Annotated in this window: 17 protein-coding genes; 12 read left to right on the top strand and 5 right to left on the bottom strand. The window is 48.5% G+C overall.

What is annotated here, in order from left to right; all coding sequences use genetic code 11:
- Positions 1 to 72: 72 nt before the first annotated feature.
- From IE181_RS00190 to IE181_RS00170, 5 genes are all read left to right on the top strand, one after another.
- On the top strand, positions 73 to 1,917 hold the full coding sequence (locus IE181_RS00190) for a ribonucleoside-diphosphate reductase subunit alpha (protein WP_191251441.1): 1,845 nt from the start codon (positions 73 to 75) through the stop codon (positions 1,915 to 1,917).
- A 94-nt stretch (positions 1,918 to 2,011) separates the two neighbouring features.
- Positions 2,012 to 2,413, top strand: a complete 402-nt coding sequence (locus IE181_RS00185) for a GNAT family N-acetyltransferase (protein WP_191249549.1) — start codon at positions 2,012 to 2,014, stop codon at positions 2,411 to 2,413.
- Positions 2,414 to 2,439: 26 nt separating this feature from the next.
- Positions 2,440 to 3,399 (top strand): ribonucleotide-diphosphate reductase subunit beta, encoded by a 960-nt coding sequence (locus IE181_RS00180; RefSeq protein WP_191249548.1) that lies wholly within the window; start codon positions 2,440 to 2,442, stop codon positions 3,397 to 3,399.
- A 229-nt stretch (positions 3,400 to 3,628) separates the two neighbouring features.
- A complete protein-coding gene (locus IE181_RS00175) occupies positions 3,629 to 5,344 on the top strand; it encodes a B12-binding domain-containing radical SAM protein (RefSeq protein ID WP_191249547.1) in 1,716 nt (571 codons plus the stop codon).
- Between the two features lie 36 nt (positions 5,345 to 5,380).
- The gene (locus tag IE181_RS00170) at positions 5,381 to 6,205 is read left to right on the top strand and encodes a polyphosphate kinase 2 family protein (RefSeq protein WP_191249546.1); all 825 of its coding nucleotides are present in this window, start codon (positions 5,381 to 5,383) and stop codon (positions 6,203 to 6,205) included.
- A 142-nt stretch (positions 6,206 to 6,347) separates the two neighbouring features.
- On the opposite strand, the gene IE181_RS00165 is transcribed toward IE181_RS00170, so the two are convergent.
- A complete protein-coding gene (locus IE181_RS00165; protein ID WP_191249545.1) occupies positions 6,348 to 7,100 on the bottom strand; it encodes a hypothetical protein in 753 nt (250 codons plus the stop codon).
- 179 nt (positions 7,101 to 7,279) lie between these two features.
- Entirely contained in the window at positions 7,280 to 10,066 is a 2,787-nt protein-coding gene (gene secA, locus IE181_RS00160; protein WP_191249544.1) for a preprotein translocase subunit SecA, read from the bottom strand.
- Between the two features lie 232 nt (positions 10,067 to 10,298).
- Between secA and argJ the strand changes: the two genes are divergently transcribed.
- Both argJ and IE181_RS00150 read left to right on the top strand, forming a co-directional pair.
- Positions 10,299 to 11,543 carry a bifunctional glutamate N-acetyltransferase/amino-acid acetyltransferase ArgJ gene (argJ, locus tag IE181_RS00155; RefSeq protein WP_191249543.1) on the top strand — a complete coding sequence of 415 codons (1,245 nt, stop codon included), beginning with the start codon at positions 10,299 to 10,301 and terminating at the stop codon, positions 11,541 to 11,543.
- Between the two features lie 172 nt (positions 11,544 to 11,715).
- Positions 11,716 to 11,976 (top strand): hypothetical protein, encoded by a 261-nt coding sequence (locus tag IE181_RS00150; RefSeq protein WP_191249542.1) that lies wholly within the window; start codon positions 11,716 to 11,718, stop codon positions 11,974 to 11,976.
- A 50-nt stretch (positions 11,977 to 12,026) separates the two neighbouring features.
- On the opposite strand, the gene IE181_RS00145 is transcribed toward IE181_RS00150, so the two are convergent.
- Complete coding sequence (locus IE181_RS00145) at positions 12,027 to 12,209, bottom strand: Flp family type IVb pilin (protein ID WP_191249541.1); 183 nt, start codon at positions 12,207 to 12,209, stop codon at positions 12,027 to 12,029.
- A 122-nt stretch (positions 12,210 to 12,331) separates the two neighbouring features.
- Here IE181_RS00145 and IE181_RS00140 point away from each other — a divergent pair, with 122 nt between their 5' ends.
- On the top strand, positions 12,332 to 12,775 hold the full coding sequence (locus tag IE181_RS00140) for a (deoxy)nucleoside triphosphate pyrophosphohydrolase (RefSeq protein ID WP_191249540.1): 444 nt from the start codon (positions 12,332 to 12,334) through the stop codon (positions 12,773 to 12,775).
- 15 nt (positions 12,776 to 12,790) lie between these two features.
- Here IE181_RS00140 and IE181_RS00135 read toward each other — a convergent pair whose 3' ends face one another.
- Positions 12,791 to 13,657: a methyltransferase domain-containing protein gene (locus IE181_RS00135; RefSeq protein WP_191249539.1), complete on the bottom strand. Its 867-nt coding sequence runs from the start codon at positions 13,655 to 13,657 to the stop codon at positions 12,791 to 12,793.
- 41 nt (positions 13,658 to 13,698) lie between these two features.
- Here IE181_RS00135 and IE181_RS00130 point away from each other — a divergent pair, with 41 nt between their 5' ends.
- The 4 genes from IE181_RS00130 to IE181_RS00115 all read left to right on the top strand — a co-directional run bounded on the left by IE181_RS00130 (position 13,699) and on the right by IE181_RS00115 (position 16,278).
- Positions 13,699 to 14,502 carry a ComF family protein gene (locus IE181_RS00130; RefSeq protein WP_268245721.1) on the top strand — a complete coding sequence of 268 codons (804 nt, stop codon included), beginning with the start codon at positions 13,699 to 13,701 and terminating at the stop codon, positions 14,500 to 14,502.
- Positions 14,503 to 14,645: 143 nt separating this feature from the next.
- Entirely contained in the window at positions 14,646 to 14,906 is a 261-nt protein-coding gene (gene grxC, locus IE181_RS00125; RefSeq protein WP_191249537.1) for a glutaredoxin 3, read from the top strand.
- Positions 14,907 to 14,932: 26 nt separating this feature from the next.
- The gene (locus tag IE181_RS00120) at positions 14,933 to 15,760 is read left to right on the top strand and encodes a carbon-nitrogen hydrolase family protein (RefSeq protein WP_191249536.1); all 828 of its coding nucleotides are present in this window, start codon (positions 14,933 to 14,935) and stop codon (positions 15,758 to 15,760) included.
- Entirely contained in the window at positions 15,757 to 16,278 is a 522-nt protein-coding gene (locus IE181_RS00115; RefSeq protein ID WP_191249535.1) for a DUF1178 family protein, read from the top strand. Before IE181_RS00120 ends, IE181_RS00115 begins: the two co-directional genes overlap by 4 nt.
- 13 nt (positions 16,279 to 16,291) lie before the next feature.
- On the opposite strand, the gene ubiG is transcribed toward IE181_RS00115, so the two are convergent.
- Positions 16,292 to 17,026, bottom strand: a complete 735-nt coding sequence (gene ubiG, locus IE181_RS00110; RefSeq protein WP_191251438.1) for a bifunctional 2-polyprenyl-6-hydroxyphenol methylase/3-demethylubiquinol 3-O-methyltransferase UbiG — start codon at positions 17,024 to 17,026, stop codon at positions 16,292 to 16,294.
- Positions 17,027 to 17,218: the final 192 nt, after the last annotated feature.

The following is a 17,218-nucleotide window of genomic DNA, read 5'->3' as shown; positions in this document are numbered from 1 at the left end:
GCTATTAAAAACAGGGTTATTCTTGTGGAAATGATGGAATCTGACTCCGTGAAGAATGCGGGTAAGGGAGATATGGGCACAATGTTTGAAATTACTCATTTCGAACATGGCGGCGCGGTCGAAATCGATCGCAGCCGGGATGATCAATTGACAGAGTTTGGTAAAGCTACTCTGCTGGACCGCTACTTGCTGCCGGGCGAATCTTTTCAGGATTTGTTCGCACGGGTTGCCAGTTTTTATGGTGACAATAAAGAGCACTCTCAGCGCCTTTATAATTATATCTCGAATCTGTGGTTCATGCCGGCGACACCTGTTTTGTCAAATGGTGGTACGAACCGTGGCTTGCCGATTTCCTGCTTTTTGAACGAAGCGCAGGACAAGCTAGATTCCATCGTGGATTTGTGGACAGAGAATGTCTGGCTGGCGTCCCGTGGCGGCGGCATTGGCAGTTATTGGGGTAATCTGCGGTCTATCGGTGAAACGGTCGGCGGTGTGGGTAAAACCAGCGGAATTGTACCGTTTGTACGTGTTATGGACAGTTTGACACTTGCCATTTCTCAAGGGTCGCTACGCCGTGGTTCTGCGGCTGTGTATCTGCCGATCAGCCACCCGGAAATTGAAGAGTTTATTGAACTGCGCCGTCCAACCGGTGGTGACCCTAACCGGAAGACACCAAACCTGCACCACGGTGTGTTGGTGTCAGACGCTTTCATGCGCGCTGTCGAAGCTAATGAAGACTGGGCTCTCCTTAGTCCAAAAGACGGTCATGTGGTGACAACAGTTTCTGCTAGGGGTTTGTGGATACGTCTCCTGACCGCACGGGTTGAGACGGGCGAGCCATACATTATTTATTCTGATACAGTGAACAGCTCTATGCCAGAGCATCATAAACTGGCTGGATTGACCGTGAAAACATCCAACCTGTGTGCAGAAATTACATTGCCTACAGGTCTGGATCATCTCGGCAACGAACGGACGGCGGTATGCTGTTTGTCATCGCTCAATCTTGAATATTACAAAGCCTGGAAAGATGACGCTAATTTCATTCCAGACGTTATGCGGTTCCTGGATAATGTCTTGCAGGACTTTATTGACCGTGCGCCGGACAGTATGGCCAAGGCACGCTACAGTGCGATGCGGGAGCGTTCGGTAGGTCTGGGTGTTATGGGCTTCCACAGTTTTCTGCAGGATAATATGGTGCCATTTGAAAGCGCGATGGCGAAGGCGTGGAACAAGAAGATTTTCACACACATCAAGCAGGAAGCCGATCGTGCGTCGGAAGAACTTGCGCTTGAGCGTGGGCCGTGTCCCGATGCTGCGGATTACGGCATTATGGAGCGCTTTTCCAACAAGTCTGCGATTGCGCCAACGGCGTCAATTTCTACGATTTGTGGTGGCGCAAGCCCTGGTATTGAACCGATTGCAGCGAACAGTTACACACAGAAAACCCTTTCAGGCAGTTTCAATGTGCGTAACCGTGCCCTGACCAAGCTTTTGGAAGAAAAAGGCCAGAACACAGAAGAGGTCTGGAGTTCTATCACAGTCAGTGAAGGGTCTGTACAGCATCTGGACTTCCTGACACAGGATGAAAAGGATGTCTTCAAGACTGCCTTTGAACTGGATCAGCGCTGGGTCGTGGAGCTGGCTGCGGATCGTGCGCCGTTTATTAGTCAGGCACAGTCTGTGAATATTTTCCTGCCGGCAAACGTGCATAAACGGGATCTTCACCAGATTCATTATCAGGCATGGAAGCGCGGCTTGAAAAGCCTGTATTACTGTCGTTCCAAATCAATCCAGCGTGCAGAGGTTGTCTCTACTGCGGCAGAGAGCAAAAAACTCCAGCAGACTGAAGTACAGCTTAATCTGGCAGCTGCCAGTAACACCAGTGATTATGAAGAGTGTCTGGCCTGCCAGTAAAAAGTTTGGGCAGATATACACGCAGCTCTGTGAAGGGGCTGCGTTTTAGTCCCTTGGAAAATGCAGATATTGGTTGCCGCGCAGGAGTGGTTGGATGTCGATAACAATTGCACGGGAACAGTCCATCAGTGTTGAGGAGTTTCGCGCTGTACTGCACCGATCAACATTGGCGGAACGCCGTCCAGTTGACGATTTGGAACGCGTGCAAGCCATGCTGGACGGGTCTGATCTGATCATAACGGCACGGGACGAAACTGGCCTTTTGGTTGGGATTGCGCGTTCTGTAACGGATTTCGCATATTGTTGTTATCTGTCAGATCTGGCAGTTGATACTGCGTGTCAGGCAGCCGGTATTGGGCAGGGACTTATTCGCGAAACACAAAAATATATCGGTGCTGCGACACTGTATCTTGTTTCAGCGCCGGGCGCTGTCACTTATTATGAGCATATTGGAATGGAGCGGGTTCCAGCCTGCTTCCGGTTTAAAGGTGCATAACCAAAATTTAGAACGGTAAGAGATCTATGTCACTTCTTGAAGAACGTCATGTTTATAAACCTTTTCGGTATCCATGGGCTTATGAAGCCTGGTTAAAACAGCAGCAAATCCATTGGTTGCCTGAGGAAGTTCCTTTGGCAGAGGATGTGCGTGACTGGGCCAGATCGCTTAGCCCAAGCGAGAAAAATCTGCTTACCCAGATTTTCCGCTTCTTCACGCAAAGCGATATCGAAGTGAATAACTGCTATATGAAGCATTATACGCAGGTGTTCAAGCCAACAGAAGTCCAGATGATGCTAAGTGCTTTTTCCAATATGGAGACAATCCATATTGCAGCCTATTCGCACCTTCTTGATACAATTGGCATGCCTGAGGCTGAATATTCTGCATTCCTTAAGTATAAGGAAATGAAGGATAAATATGATTACATGCAGCAGTTTAATTCAGATGATCTGAAGTCGACTGCTCTGACGCTTGCTGTTTTCGGTGCCTTTACGGAAGGGTTGCAGCTTTTTGCAAGTTTCGCGATGCTGCTCAACTTCCCGCGTTTTAATAAGATGAAGGGGATGGGCCAGATTGTAACCTGGTCCGTACGTGACGAGAGCCTGCACTGTGACAGTGTTATCAAGCTTTTCCACACTTTAACGTCTGAAAACCCTGAAATTCTGGATGATGATTTGATCAACCAGATGTACGAGGCCTGCAAAACTATCGTAGAGCATGAAGACGCTTTCATCGATCTGGCGTTTGGGATGGGGCCGATTGAAGGCCTGACAGCTGAAGAGGTTAAACAGTATATCCGCTATATTGCAGACCGGCGTCTGATCCAGCTGGGTCTGGACAAAATATATCATGTGGAGAAGAATCCGCTGCCGTGGCTTGATGTCATGCTTAATGCGGTTGAGCATACAAACTTCTTTGAAAACCGGGCTACGGAATACTCTAAAGCTGCCACAACTGGCTCGTGGGACGAAGCGTTCGAATAAAGCGCGGTATCTCTACCTAGTAAGAAAAAAGGTCGCCTGTAGGCGGCCTTTTTTATGTGAATTCACACAGAATATCCGCATTGCAAGATAGAATACACCTTAAAAGTGATTAATGTAATATTTATTTCTTTCATGGTGGTTGCGTGTGTTAGCGTAGACTGAATTGGGGGCATTTGTCGCCGAGCTTTAGACGTGAAGCTTAGCTACTAACCTATGTAAGGGTGTCTCTATGAAAAACTTTTCAGTCGTACTTATTGACCCACCTTTTTTTTCGTTTCTGGATGAAAGTCAAAATGGACTGCCGCTTGGGTTGGCTTACTTAGCGGGGAGCTTGCAGGCGCATGGATATTCAAATGTGCATATTCTTAATGCGGACATTGTACCTGGTAAGTTTCTACCGCCTAGCGGCAAAGACAGGCACAATGAAGTTCAGAAATTTCATCTTTTTGAAAGCAGGGTTAAGGATGCAGAGGACCTTTGCTATAAGTATGTGATTGAAACCTTAAATGAACATTCCCCGGATGTTATCGGGATTTCTATTCGGACTGCTAAATTCTTCATTTCCAAGATATTGGTGGAGCGTATTCGCAATGAATTCCCGCAGGCAGTAATCGTTGCGGGTGGCCCCCATGCATCATCGTGCCCCGAGGATGTACTGCGTATTGTGAAACCAGATATTGTCGTGCGCGGTGAGGGAGAGGTCACGTTTGTTGAACTTGTAAAGTGTATTGAGGAAGGCCGTGATTACTCGGCACTGAAAGGCATATCCTATCTCTCTGATGGTAAGCTGATCACGAATCCCATGCGGCCCTATGTCGAAAATATTGATGACATTCCATTTCCTGCCCGAAATGTAGTTTTAAATGCAGACTTGATGTCACCAAATGATTTTGGGCTACTCTTTACCTCTAGGGGGTGTCCATACGGTTGTTCGTTCTGTGACAGTCGCGGTACCTGGACCCGTAAAGTCAGACGGATGTCTCATGACCGATTGGTTGAGGAGATATGGGCGATCAAACGCGAGTTTGGTACTAACTTTTTCTCTTTCCAGGATGATTGTCTGGTGACGAAGCAGTCGGTTGCTATCGATATGTGCAACAAGTTTAAAGAGGCTGGTTTGGCATCTCTTCCCAGAGAGGAGTTTCGGTGGTGGTGTGAAATCCACCCTAATGTCATTACTCAGGAACTGGTTAGAAACCTTAAAGAGGCTGGATGCGTTGCTATTGCAATAGGTGCAGAAAGCGGATCGCAGCGGTCATTAAAGCAAGTTGCAAAAGGATCCAGTTTAGAAAGTATCAGGCGTGCAGCCGAGATTATACGGTCTGAGGGTCTGTCACTGACAATGTTCTTTATCATTGGATTTCCGTGGGAAACGGAAGAAGATATATTGGAAACTCTTGATTTCATGGAAGAGTGTGAGCCAGACAACCCGGCCCTTAGTGTTCTAACGCCACTTCCAGGTACACCGATATTTGATTATTGCCTTAAATCTGGGCTTTTGAACCCGGAAGACAACGAATACCGAAGTCATTTCCATCAGCGTGCTGATAGCTTCTATAACTTAAATATTCCTCAATCACGTGCAGCAGAGTTGATTGAAGAGGGATTTCGTCGGTGTTCTGCGGTACTGAAAAAACGTAAAAGCCAACGGCTAATAACTTTCTTCCGAGACCGTTTGGAAGATACCCTGTTGAACGATTTGGATTATAGGCTTTTGGTCTCTGATCAAAATATAGCAGAAAAACCAATGGCCTCTGTGGACGGGTCAGCACCGCGTCACTTGCTGATCGATTCCGATTGGGAAACACAAAGTTTGAAACTGGAAATACGTGTGGGGGAAACAAGCACTAAAATGGATGAAAAAGTAGAAGGCTACCTGAAAAAGGCTTTTACAACCGAGTTTCCTGAATATGAGAATATAGATATCTGCGTGCGTACGGGGTAGTGTCTTACTGGTACGAAACTGGTGCGGGTAAACACTATGGCAGGCAAGCGGGTATCAGACCACTATATAGCGCAGAGCGGGCAGAAATTATCTGCCATTGATCTGGGCGCTTTCTCTGTTGCCAATAAAAGTGTCTACAGCCGTCAACTGCATGCACTGCAACTGCAAATGCTGCATATTCAGCAGGCCTATTATCATCAACAGCGTAAGGCTGTGATCATCTTCGAAGGCTGGGATGCGGCGGGCAAGGGCGGTGCCATTCGGCGAGTAACAGAAAAGCTGGACCCACGCGGCGTGTCGGTTGTGAATGTGTCTGCCCCGACACCGCTTGAACGCTCAGAGAATTATTTAAAGCGCTTTTTTAAACATCTTCCTTCTGAGGGCCATACAACAGTATTTGACCGGTCCTGGTACGGTAGGGTTCTTATTGAACGTGTGGACGGCTTGATCCCGCAGCAAGATTGGATGCGCGCCTACGGTGAAATCAAGGCGCTTGAGACGATGCTGCTTGATGACGGTGTCCGCTTAGTGAAAATATTTTTGCATATCTCGCCCAAGGAACAGCTTCGCAGGTTTGAACAACGGCTTGACGACCCGGCCAAGCAGTGGAAGTTAACGGATGAAGATATTCGAAATCATCAACAAATACCGGCGTATACGCAGGCCATTGAAGATATGTTTGACCATACCTCCACAGTGCGAGCGCCCTGGTATGTGATTCCAGCGGAAAGAAAATGGTATGCCCGTATCGCTGTTTTGCGCTGCATAACAGATGCACTCGCACATGATGTGGATATTACACCGCCTCATGTCGATCAGGACTTTATCAATCGGGCAAAGCAAAAACTGGGGCTTATCTAGGTTGGGAAGCGGTAAAAAATGGCACCCGATAGTTCGGGTGCCATAGGGGGCTACAGGGTACAGCTTCAGCGAGGGAACAGCTGCATATGGGGTATGGTACCCTGTCGCCCGGGGGTCTAACTCTGGGCGCCTATACAAGCATTTACCAAGAGGCATCTGCTATCTGTTTTGTCGTCCTATTAATGATACGAGCAATTTGCCGCCCCAGATCATCTAAAGTTTCACGGCGTATTTCGCGTGCAACCGTGTGTCTGTAACCGGGGGAAGCCTTTTCAAACAAACGCGCTACCTTTGAAGATGGGTAAATATCGGTTGGTCTGATCCCGCAATTGGTTGCTGCGCGCAGATTTCTTCCGTATTTAAAATCTTCTCTGGCACGTCCCCGGAACTCATCTTTGAACCGCATTTCACCTTTCAGGCGAACTGATAATTGGTAGCGGTAATATGCGGTGCCTTTTTCCTCAATACGGTCATAATACGCTTTATAAAGGTTACCACACCGGCCATGGCCGTATCGGTAGCGATTGTCGTAGCTTTTATCCTTTCGGTCTACATCTGTAATGCGGAACGACAGATCATAATCAAGCTCACGTGCCTTGATAATCATATCAGCGCGGCGGCGACTGTCAGTAAACCGAACAGGTCTATCCAGTCTGCGCTGTATTGCATCTACTAGTCTTCTTTCAATACGTTCTTCGCGGCGTTCACGCTGTGGGCCATCAAAATCAATATAAACGGTCAGCGGGCGGTAATATTCATCATAATATCTACCGTAGCCAGACTGGGGATGATCAGGTGCTGGTGATGCCGCTACACCATTTGACATGATTGTCATAGTGCCAGCAAACAGTATGCTGGCTGTCAGGGTTTTCATAAGTGCTGTTGGGCTAGCCATGTCTGATCTCCTTGCTTGTTACAAGGTGACCTTAGCGCGATATGACTGACCGAACTCTGAGCCGTTTATTCATATTATATTCATTTGAAGAAAAGCCTGAGGCCACTGGGCGGTTTTTCGGGCATAAAAAAAGGGCCCAGAGACTGGACCCTTTTGGGAGTATCGCTTTGCGTTGCCGGTTATACAGCACCGTGACAATGCTTAAACTTTTTGCCGGAGCCACAGGGGCAGGGTTCATTTCTGCCAACCCCTTCAAAAGGATTTTTCAGGGCTCCGGGCTGTCCGTCAGAAAAGTTTCCGTGGCAATGCTTGAATTTCTCGCCTGATCCACACGGGCAGGGTGCGTTGCGCGGTACATTGTGCCATGTTGATGTGTCGTTGGGGTCAAAGCCAGCGGCCATCTCATTTTCACCGGTCGTCGGATTTGCGTGCGACTCTTGGAATACGCTTGGGCTTTCTGGCTCAAGCGCAGCAGGGTCTACCTGCGGTGCCAGTTCAACGCGTGCCAGCAGGCTCGTTACACTTTCACGTGTGTGATAAAGCATGCTTTCAAACAGTGAAAATGCCTCTGTTTTATACTCATTAAGCGGGTCACGCTGACCGTAAGAGCGCAGGCCCACGCCCTGACGTAAGTGATCCAGATTACCAAGGTGGTCTTTCCACTCCTGATCGACAACCTGCAACAGCAGACTTTTCTCCACTGAACGCCACAGTTCCGTTCCGTAATTGACTGCTTTGGCGCTCATCATCTGATCAACAGCATTTTCAATGCGTTCGATGATGGTTTTTTCGTTGATACCTTCTTCCTCGGCCCACTCTTTGACAGGCAGATCCATGCCAAGGATTTTCACACAGTCTTCTGCTAGGCCGTCCATGTCCCACTGCTCAGGATAGGACTTTGGCGGGATGCGGGTATCAACCAGATTATAGACAACATCTGTACGCATATCTTTGATTGTCTCGGACACATCGTCGGCATCCATGATTTCACGGCGCTGCTCATAAACAACGTTCCGCTGGTCATTCATAACATCATCATATTTAACGAGATTTTTCCGGATGTCGTAGTTGCGTGTTTCGACTTTTTGCTGTGCTTTCTCGATGGCTTTGTTGATCCATGGATGGATAATTGCCTCGCCTTCTTCGATGCCGAGCCTAACAAGCATGGCGTCCATGCGTTCAGGTCCGAAGATGCGCATCAGGTCATCCTGCAGAGACAGGTAGAACTTAGACCGGCCAGGGTCACCCTGACGACCGGAACGACCACGAAGCTGGTTATCAATACGGCGGCTTTCATGGCGTTCGGTGCCCATGACATACAGGCCACCCGCTTCAAGGGCCTTTGCTTTTTCTTCTTCTACCTGTGCTTTGATTTCACTGGTAATTTTTGCGATCTCTGCAGCATCTTCGATACCCTGAGTTGCCTGATCAATCATCATGTCGAGATTGCCGCCAAGCTGGATGTCAGTACCACGGCCAGCCATATTCGTTGCAATGGTTACAGCACCAAGGCGGCCTGCCTGTGCAATGATATAGGCTTCCTGTTCATGATAGCGTGCATTCAGAACCTGGTGTTTTACCTTCTTTTGGTGCAGGAAGGCTGATAGAACCTCAGACTTTTCAATGGAAACAGTACCGACAAGAACTGGCTGGCCACGTTCCTGGGCATCTGCAATGTCGCGGACGATTGCTTCATATTTTTCCGTTTCTGTCCGGTAAAACTCGTCATGCTCATCTTTACGCTGCACTTCGACATTGGTGGGGATTTCGATAACCCCAAGACCGTAAATTTCTGCAAATTCTTCTGCTTCTGTTTCTGCAGTACCTGTCATGCCGGATAGTTTCGGATACATGCGGAAATAATTCTGCAGCGTTACAGATGCCAGCGTCTGGTTCTCGGGCTGGATATCAACTTTCTCTTTTGCTTCCAGAGCCTGATGCAGACCACCGCTGTAGCGTCGGCCATCCATCATCCGACCTGTGAATTCATCAATGATGATGACTTTGTTGTCCTTGACGATATAGTCTTTGTCACGTTCGAACAGGACGTGGGCCTTCAGTGCCTGATCAACATGATGAACCAGTGCCGTGTTTTCATAGTCATAGAGGCTTTCCCCTTCCATGAAACCACCATCACGCAGAATGCCTTCGACCTTTTCCATACCATCATCCGTCAAGGCTACGTGGCGGGACTTTTCGTCTTTCTCGTAATCTTCTTCAGAGATATTGGCGATGATGTCGTTGATCGTGACATAAAGCTCGGATTTGTCTTCGGTTGGTCCGGAGATAATCAGAGGGGTTCGCGCCTCGTCGATCAAAATGCTGTCCACCTCATCGACAATGGCAAACGCGAATTCGCGTTGTACCATCTCTTGACGGTGGAATTTCATATTGTCACGCAGATAGTCAAAACCAAATTCGTTGTTAGTACCGTATGTAATATCTGCGGCGTATGCTTCCTGTCGGGCTTGCGCATCAAGGATGGGCAGGATGACGCCTGTTGTCATGCCAAGGAAGCCATATACCTGGCTCATCCAGCTTGAATCACGTTCTGCCAGATAGTCGTTTACGGTTACAACATGGACGCCTTTGCCGGGTAGGGCATTCAGATAAGCTGCGAGTGTGGCTACAAGTGTTTTACCTTCACCTGTTCGCATTTCCGCGATGCTATTGTCATGCAGGACCATGCCGCCAATAAGCTGGACATCGTAGTGTCGCTGGCCAAGGGTTCTTTTGGCAGCTTCCCGGACGGTTGCAAATGCCTCAACAAGAAGGTCGTCAGTGGTCTCACCAGCTTCCAGTCGTGAACGGAATTCGGCAGTTTTTGCTTTCAGATCATCGTCGGAGAGTGCTTCAAACTCTGGCTCAAGCGCGTTAATTGCTTCAATTTTTGGCTGCAATTTAGCCAGATAGCGATCATTGGCACTACCAAATATTTTTTTTGCGATTTTGCCAAGTCCTAGCATACTGTGTTCCCGACCCTGTTTTCTGCATCCGGACAGGAGTGGTTGGTCGCCTGTCGCGCAGTTTTAATGAAAATAATACGTCAGGCACAGATAAGAGCCTCTGGGAGCCCTGTCAACCAGCGGATAGCCAGCATTTCATATATTTTGCATATTAAAGACAGTATTTCTTGATGCAGTGCTGAAATGTCGTCATCATGCGCCGCACTCCAGTAACTGATTAGCGAGATATAAAATGGCCGATATTCCTGTGTCCCCTTTAGCCCCAGAAGCATTTCCTGTGGTTAATAATATACCCGGCGTCGAGTTTGGCGCCATGGCAACTGGGATGCGATATAAGGGACGCCTTGATCTGTTGCTGGTTCGTTTGTGCCAGGGGACGCAGGTGGCGGGTGTTTTTACACAGAATAGTATGCCTGCAGCCCCAGTTGAATGGTGCCGTCAGGCTTTGAAAAATAGCGGTGGTACGGGGCGTGGACTGGTCGTCAATGCAGGGAATGCAAATGCGTTCACGGGCAAGGCAGGTGTTGCTGCCGTTCAAAGTACAGCAAATGCTGCGGCTGAGGTTCTGGGGTGTAGCCCGGATGAAATATTATTGGCATCGACCGGGGTTATTGGCGTGCCGCTGGATGTAACGCCAATTAAGAAAGCGCTGCCCAAGATTGTTGACGGTCTGTCCGCCAGTCTTGTGCGTGATGCGGCCGAAGCAATACGTACCACTGATACCTATGCGAAAGCAGCCTCCACACTTTGTGAGATAGATGGCAAGGCGATAACTATTACAGGTGTTGCCAAAGGGTCAGGCATGATTGAGCCAAATATGGCGACGATGCTTGGGTTTGTGTTTACCAACGCGAACATCAGTAGCGCCTGCCTGCAGGCAATCCTTGCGGAAACCAATGCGGCAAGTTTTAATTCGATAACGGTGGATAGTGATACGTCTACAAATGATACGGTACTTGCATTCGCAACCGGAGAAGCGGCGAATGAAAACTGTATCACGGATCCGGCAGATCCGCGCTTGCAAGGCTTCAAGGCGAAGTTCGCTGCCGTTATGGAAGATTTGGCGAAACAGATCGTTTGTGACGGTGAAGGGGCGACTAAACTTATTTCTGTAACCGTCAAGGGCGCAGAAAGCACCGAATCAGCGCGTATTATCGCTAAGTCAATTGCAAACAGCCCGCTTGTGAAAACAGCCATCGCCGGGGAAGACCCTAACTGGGGCAGACTGGTTATGGCAGTCGGTAAAAGTGGTGAAAAGGCAAATCAAAGTGCCTTGTCTATCTGGTTTGGTGACATTCTTGTGGCAACAGATGGGCAGGTTTCCTCAAAATACCAGGAGGAAGACGGCGCAGCTTATATGAAACGATCCCATATTGATTTGATCTTGAATGTTGGCGTGGGGGATGCGTGCTCAACGGTCTGGACATGTGACCTGACACATCAATATATCTCTATTAATGCGGATTACCGGTCCTGATTTAAGGACCTGCAATTTTTAAACTCTGATGCCCGGTAAGTATCACTTGCCGGGTATTTTCTTCCCTTAAGACGGTGAGATTATTGTAACTCCTTGAAATATTGTATAAAATAGATGGCATGAAAATTGAATATTTTATCCCGGTTACGTGTAGAGTTTACCGGAGATGAAAATGCCAATAGTTGATCTAGAGTTACAGCTTAAATTTCTGCAGCAGCTTGAAGGCGCCCTGTCGGATGCTATGGTCAAGTATGATGATGTGGATGTTTCAAAGAAAAACGAGCTTGAGTACATGAAGCGGGAAGTCGACCGTGCCCAGGCTGTTGTCGCTAACAAAATTGCGGTCACTAAAAAAGAAGAATCTTCTTTCAAACGGTCTGCTGATTATGCCCCGAAGCGTCAAGCACGCCAATATAAAGAGGCAAGAGTATAAAACTCCTGCCTTTAGAATACAGTATGCATTTTTAGGGTAGTAGGTATGTACTATCCATCAGGGTTTGCGTTTTCGATACCGCTGCTTACGTCATTAAACGTGCTTGCAATGTTTTCCCCGATGCTTGTTAATGACAAAATCAACAATACAGCAATAAGGGCAACGATAAGCCCATATTCAATAGCAGTTGCACCTTCTTCGCTTGTCTTAAGCGATTTAAGAAAATTCAACATATTTATACCCCACCTATAGTAGTTAGCACCCAATTGGCGCTTAGTATCTCAGAATTAACCTTAAAAAGTAAAGAGATAGTTCGATGTTGATTTAATTTAGTTAAGTCAGTATCACCTCCTGTATGGAAAATGATTGCCCACAAGCGACAGTTCGCATTGACACAGCGCTACCGATTATTTTGGTTTCTGCTATCGCCCTGATTGATCTGGAAGGCAGGGTTCTTATTGCCCAGCGCCCCAAGGGAAAGTCTATGGCAGGTATGTGGGAGTTTCCCGGCGGAAAGGTAGAGACAGGCGAAATTCCTGAAGCAGCCCTTATTCGGGAGTGTAAAGAAGAACTGGATATTGATGTCTCGGCTTCCTGCCTTGCTCCTTTTGCATTTGCGTCACATACATATGATGATTTTCATCTTCTTATGCCGTTATATCTATGCCGAAAATGGGAAGGCTTGATCCGGCCCATGGAAGGGCAGGCAGTTAAATGGGTCAGGCCCCTTGATTTGGGCGCGTATGATATGCCTCCCGCAGACATACCCCTTGTCGCCATGCTTCGTGACTTTATCTAACCTGATTAAGGGTATTTATGTCTTGGTCTTTGGGCTGATTTTTCCCGAAAGTGCATCGCCAAGACTGACTTTCCCAGTACCTGGTTTTAAAGGTTTTTGCTGGCTTTCGTGGGGATGCCACCCTGTCAGGTAGACGATATCAAACGTTGCAAAAATGCGGCCATCGGGTTGCGCGTACTTTTTGATATAGTGATCAAACGCTGCCATCAGGACATCCCGCCGGAGCGGTTTGCGGCTGCGATCAAATAAAATATTGGTTTCTCCCATGGCGCGCAGGTCATGCAGTAACTTGACTGGATGGTCATATGTCACGGTTAGCCGTTCACTGTCTGCCACCGGAAGGGCAAAGCCAGCACGCTGCAGAAGGGCACCAAGGTCGCGAATGTCACCAAATGGCGCTACCCGCGGTGCTGCACCCCCTGTTATTTTTGCCTCTGCTTGCAGAAATGATTGACGGAGTTCAGTTAGCGTTTCGCCGCCGAATAGTGATCCAAGGAACAGGCCGTCAGGCTTTAGCGCACGGTTGATCTGTATCAGTGTTCCCGGCAGGTCATTGATAGAATGCATTACCAGATTTGAAAGCACTAAATCAAAGCTGCCTTGTTCGACCGGCAGAAACTCTTCATCTTCCTGAATATCTGCATCGGGGCGAACGGGCGATTGAACCGTTGGCGTGCAACCATCAGGCAACTGGGCAAAAGGCGTGAAATTTCCGCCGTGATCCAGTGCCAGTGTGAAATCCCGGTTAATCTCATCAAGCCGTTCAAGCAGGCCATCTGCAATATGACGACAAAGAAAGTCGCCATCATGGTCCATGGACTGGCCACGGCGTCTGCGTGCTGCCAGCAGGGAGCGATCAAATAATTCAGCTTTCGTGTTCATGACAGTGCTTTAACTTTTATGAGGAATAGCTGCAAGAGAATATGATTGTAGGGGCACGGGTTGGTGATACACTGCCCCTAGAGGTTGGGGGATTTCTTTTGCAGGTTTGGAATAAAATACTTGATTTGATACTGCCACCTGTGTGTCCGGCGTGTAAAACGCATCATCAGGAAGCACACCGGTTTTGCGGACCCTGTTGGCAGACATTTTCCTTCATTGGGGAACCAGCATGTAGCTGTTGTGGTTTTCCTTTTGAATATTCGGTGGCTGAACAAAGTCTGTGCGCCGGATGTTTAGCAGTAAAGCCCCATTTTAACTGGGTGCAGTCGGCAGTTCGCTATGACGGCGTAGCGCGTGACGCAATTTTACGACTGAAACATGGCCAGCACACGCATGTGGCACCGGCGATGGCTGCGCTGATGCTGCCTGGTCTGTTGCGGCGTCAGGTAGAGACAACCAGATTGATTGTTGTACCTGTACCACTGCACACAGTGCGGTTACGGCAACGACGCTATAATCAATCGCATTTACTTGCTAAGCCGATTGCACGTCGTCTTGATGTGCCCTGCAAGCCAGCCGTGCTTGTGCGACACCGAAATACGGAATCGCAGGGCAGTTTTGGGCGCAAACAGCGTTTTCGAAATGTGGCAGGGGCGTTCACGGTTCCTTCCGAGCGACAGACAGATATCAGCGGTCATTCAATTCTGCTGGTTGATGATGTCTATACGACAGGGGCAACGCTGTCTGCCTGTGCCAAGGCGCTGGTGAAAGCAGGCGCTGTAGAAGTGGGGGCCGTCACGTTTGCGCGAGCAATCGGTGTTCGGCAATCCGGCACAGGAACTTGATACTGTAGCGGCGGCAAGGCTTTAAGCTGCAAACAAGGATAACAATCAGACAAGTTAAGTATTAATTTATTGTAATCGCCTATGGTAAACTACAGATATAAAGCTATATCAGGCCTAGTGCGAATATGAATTCAGGAGTTATCATGCCAAAAGTTGTTGTTTACAGTTCCAAGCTTTGTGGGTTTTGTTACCGTGCAAAAGGCTTGCTATCCAGCAAAGGGGTAGCATTTGAAGAAATCAATGTGGATATGAAGCCGCAGGTTCGTGCAGAAATGCGGTCTCGCGCTGGCGGTGTTAATACAGTGCCGCAGATTTTCATTGATGATATTCACGTCGGCGGCTGTGACGACTTATATGCCCTTGATTCCGCGGGAAAGCTTGATCCGCTGTTGGCTGCTGGATAGCTGCCTTACAGGCTAGAGAGTGGATTATGCACGTAGCACTGATTCAAATGACATCAAGCAATGATGTTGCAGAAAATATTGAAGCTGCATCCACATTCATTAAGGAGGCAGCGAAAGCCGGTGCGCGGTATGTCCAGACCCCAGAGACAACGCATTTGATGGAAATGAACCGGCAAAGCGTTCTGGAGAAGGCCAGGGCACAGGAAGACGATCCAGGGGTGCAGGCTTTTTCCGCGCTGGCGAAAGAACTGGGCATCTGGCTTCATATTGGATCTTTGATCATCAAGACCGCTGAAGACAGACTTGCGAACCGTGCCTTCCTGTTTGGGCCTGATGGCTGCCTTAGAACATCTTATGACAAACTGCATTTGTTTGATGTTGATCTGGATGGTGGCGAAAGCTACCGGGAGAGCAGACTATATGATCATGGATCGCAGGGACAGCTTGTAAAAACACCAGACGCCTCGATTGGCATCTCAATATGCTACGATCTACGGTTTCCCTATTTGTATCGGGAAATGGCCCAGAAAGGCGCAGACATTCTGACGGTGCCAGCCGCCTTCACAAAGCCCACCGGTGAAGCGCACTGGTATACCCTGTTGCGGGCACGGGCTATTGAGAACGGTGCATTTGTTTTGGCCGCAGCACAGACCGGGCTGCATGCAACGGGCAGAGAAACCTACGGCCATAGTTTGATCATAGATCCGTGGGGTGCAGTTCTTGTGGATGCAGGCACAGATACCGGGGTCGTCAATGCAGTTCTTGATCTTGAAATGGTAGCCAAAATACGGCAAAGAATTCCGTCCCTGAAACATTCACGGGATGTTTCTATACATGTTACGGATACGATATGATTGTATTTGATTTGAAATGTGACGAAGGTCATGTGTTTGAAGCATGGTTTGGATCATCATCTGCGTATGAGGACCAGAAAGCATCGGGTTTACTTGAATGCCCTTCTTGTGGCAGCCGAAGTGTTACAAAGGCTGTTATGGCGCCGAACGTTGGTCGCAAGGGCAACCAGAAGATTGAGCAGTCACCATCGTCCGTGCAAGCAAAGACAGCCGGGAAGCCGCAAACGGGTGCAGGTGCAGTAAAGTCCGAACGACACCAATCAGTAGCGGTACCTCCTGCTGTTGACCCCGTAGTCGCTGAAAAAGTCACAATGCTTTTGCAGGAATTTCGAACGGCTGTGGAAGCGTCCTGTGACAACGTCGGCAAAGACTTTGCCGAAGAAGCGCGTAAAATTCATTATGGTGAAGCAGAAGAGCGCGGCATCTACGGGGAAAGCACCGCAGAAGAAACGCGCGAACTTCTTGAAGAAGGCATAGATATTCTTCCGATGCCGATGCCTCGTCGGACAGATGCTTGATAAGGTATGCAGCCTATCCGGCAGCACTCATGGCGTAGTTCACAGCAACATCCCGATCACTTAATGACCACCGTCCACCGAGGGGATTGAAGGAAAAGCCTGTCGGGGCACTTGGCGTGAAGCTTGCAGCTTCCAAAGCGTCGCTGAGTTCTTTTGGTGTAAGAAATTTATTCCAGTCATGTGCACCGCGCGGGAGCCATCGCAGGATAACTTCGGCACCTATGATGGCGAACAGATAGGCTTTTGATGTGCGGTTGATTGTGCTGAGAAGCATAATGCCGCCAGGTTTTAATAGTTTCCGGCACGCTTCCAGATATGCGCTGACATCAGCGACATGTTCGATCACTTCCATATTGACGATCACATCAAATGTCTCGCCAGCGTCTGCTAGTGCTTCTGCCGTGGTGTTTCTATAATCGATATCAAGACCGGACTGCTCGGCGTGGAGGCTGGCAACCTTAATGTTTTTCTCTGATGCATCAACGGACACAAGATCAGCGCCTAACCGTTTAAGTGGTTCGGACAGCAGGCCGCCACCACATCCAATGTCGAGAAAGCGTAAGGTCTCGTAAGGGCGCAGGGTGTCTTTCAGGTCAAAGTGGCGACATACTTCTTGGCGAATGTAGGCAAGTCGTGTTGGATTTAACTGATGCAAGGGTTTAAAGGGTCCCTTAGGGTCCCACCAGCTATCTGCAATGCCTGCAAAGAAGGCTACCTCGTCAGCATCGACAGTAGAACCAGTTGCAATTTGTTCAGGATGTACGTTCGTCATTACCAGTTAACCTAAGTGTTTGCCTCAGAAACTTTTGTGTCAAGGTGCTTGCACCATTCAGTGTCACACATTACATAGGACGCGTTGCAAATCAATATGCTCCTGTGCCAGGGGTAGATTTGCATGCCCTGTTTACTATCAGGACTTTTATACGGTTCAGTGGCTACG

Origin of the sequence: Kordiimonas sediminis (genome assembly GCF_014656395.1) — a bacterium.
In the GTDB taxonomy this organism is placed as follows: Bacteria; Pseudomonadota; Alphaproteobacteria; order Sphingomonadales; family Kordiimonadaceae; genus Kordiimonas_A; species Kordiimonas_A sediminis.
Note: the sequence above shows the minus strand (reverse complement) of the source record. Positions and strands in the feature narration are given on the sequence as shown.